3 protein-coding genes are annotated in these 2,447 nt (G+C 39.4%); 2 read left to right on the forward strand and 1 reads right to left on the reverse strand.

Annotated features, from left to right (window positions below):
* Positions 1 to 386: 386 nt before the first annotated feature.
* Positions 387 to 947: a hypothetical protein gene (locus V7024_RS23845; RefSeq protein ID WP_335524540.1), complete on the forward strand. Its 561-nt coding sequence runs from the start codon at positions 387 to 389 to the stop codon at positions 945 to 947.
* Between the two features lie 725 nt (positions 948 to 1,672).
* Positions 1,673 to 1,873, forward strand: coding sequence for a hypothetical protein (locus V7024_RS23850; RefSeq protein WP_335524541.1), 201 nt, complete (start codon positions 1,673 to 1,675; stop codon positions 1,871 to 1,873).
* Between the two features lie 45 nt (positions 1,874 to 1,918).
* Here the strand turns inward: V7024_RS23850 and V7024_RS23855 are convergent.
* Positions 1,919 to 2,447: phage antirepressor KilAC domain-containing protein (locus V7024_RS23855; protein WP_335524542.1), on the reverse strand; the 529-nt coding region annotated here is incomplete at its 5' end.

The following is a 2,447-nucleotide window of genomic DNA, read 5'->3' on the forward strand; positions in this document are numbered from 1 at the left end:
CTAGGTGGTCGCTACCATGCGAAAGCAAAAATGCGAGGAGTGGACGAGCTTTGTTACTACGGTAACAGGGTCTTCGGTAAGATATGTATCATGGGAAGCTCTGCGATATAGAAAGACCGAAGGGCGAGAAATCGCCGAAGTTGGAAGGGGCATACTTAGAAACCTCAGCAATCGACCGATGCTAGTATCGTGCTTTACCTCTTATTCGCATTGATATTTTTATCTTTGTGAGTAGGGGTAAGCTGCGCCGTTATTTCCTAGACGCTCTCCCTCTGCTAGTAAATTTGTTAACCGTAGTCAAGTATAAAATCGAATATATTAGCCATTGGCGAAGAGTTGCGGAACGGCGTAGGTAAACACAATACGCAGCAAGGGGAAGCGACGCAATGGTAATCGATAAATTAAACGCAGCAGCTGTCGAAGCAAAGAGGAATGAAACGGCATTGTGGGAAATTAAAGCTCACTACATGCCGCTAATAGAGCGACTAGCATTCGAAAATTGGTACAAGATGAATAATGAAACGCATTTTATAGACGATTGTAATAGGAAGATTGAATACGCAGTCCGAACGTTTAATATACATAAAGGAAATTTCGATAGGAGGGTGAGAGTGTTAATTAATCAAAGTGTGCGCCAGTACTGTGGAAAACGAGGGAAACGGCGCAAAGTATTACAATTAATAGGCGAAAACCTAGACGCATTACAGATAATAGATAATACCGTAAGTGTAGAGGTGGAGGCGATGGACGCAGTAGTAAAAGAAGAACTATACGAAAAATACTGCGATAAGGAAGCGGATAAATTGATTATGCGTATTGTTTTAGATGAAGATCACGTAGAAAATGCGAGCGAAATTGCGAGACAGTTAGCTAAAAGGACAGGACGTACATTTCATAGTGCAAGAGGGGCTGTTCGCTCGTTTATAAAACGTAAGAGGTTAGCTTGATACAAAATGTATCATGTAAATCAGACCTACAAGTTAAGCTGAAATTAATCAGAATTTAATCTGAAAAAGGTCAGAAAAAAGTTTCCTAAAAGTAAACTTTTCTTGTAACTCGATTCTGTGTTAAGTTATAATGTTTCTATAAGAAACGTTTTTGATACAAAATTTATCACGTATGACCCTGGCGGTGGTGGGGATTGGCAAACGCATCTATGGATAAAAGTTAACTTAAAGTGAACCTTTTTAATCTTTATGTTGCCTTAGGAACAACTCTACGCTAAAATTTGTCATTTTGACAAATTCGTATGCCTACTAAGTAAACTATAGGTTTACAAGTAATATTCTGCATCAAATGTGGAATACTATATAAATAAAAAAGCCTCTCAGTGTTGGTAGCACTGAAAGACTTTAAATAAAATACTATTTTTTGTCTTTACTCATGTTAATTACGTTTATGACAACCATGAGTAAGGAACAAACCGCAGTAACGGTGAGTGCGTCCATATGTATTCACCACCTTTGCGAAGCCTGTCGTACTGCAATACGATGGGCTTTTTTCATATACTCGTATTATAACCTATCTTGGATATAGATTCCAAAAGTTATTTTCTATACAAAAACCTCTTATAGCGCATTTTGGCGTGAAGCTATATATAGTACGATTTAATTAGAATTAACGACGTAGTTTAGGGTAGGGTGGCGAATAAATAAAGGAGAGAGATACGCATATGTTTAAGATAAAAATATCAATAAAGAAGGGAAAGAAACATTCGGCTATACTTTTGTTAACGTCATTAATAGCGCTAATAGTTACGGATATCATCGGAAATTTATATCTTAGCGCAGCAGCGGTAATATTTGGGCTAGCTGTAGCGGCAGCAGCTATTACAGAAACAGTCGGTGACTGGCGAAAGCAGAGGCGGAAATGAAAAAAGCGACGTATAAAACGCCGCTACGTGTTTCGCATATATTTTTTAGGAAGGAATATGGTTAACTATACGCTCATGGAGGTCTACTATGAAGTCGATTCCCTTGTTAGTTACCTTTATGCTATGACCTATTACTTTAGGAATATCATAGCTAGAGCGTGTATATGGAGTAATACGGAAGTACTGTTCGAATCCATGTTTAGGCACATATACACCGTCTACCTTTCGATTATATAAAACCCCCTCCGCCTGCAAGAACTTCCGCACTGCTACCGCAGTCATTCCGCCTAGAAATTGCTTTCCTACGAGTGTAAGTGTCGCCAGTCCTTCCGCATCTAAAAACGCCTCGTACTTCTGTGCTTTTGGCTTCGCTTCTTGTAATTCTAACGTTAACTTTTCGTTAGCCTGCTCTACTTTCGTAATGTGACGGTTTTTAAATTCCATCATTTGCGCAGTAGCCTGTAATAATGCAGAGGTGTCGCCCGATGCGAAAGCCTGCCCTACTGCAATTTGTAGGCGCATTTCTTCGTTGATATCGACTACTTTAACGTCCGTACTCGTATTCCCCTCGATA

It is taken from the genome of Bacillus sp. JJ864 (assembly GCF_036963045.1).
GTDB lineage: Bacteria > Bacillota > Bacilli > Bacillales > Bacillaceae_G > Bacillus_A > Bacillus_A pseudomycoides_C.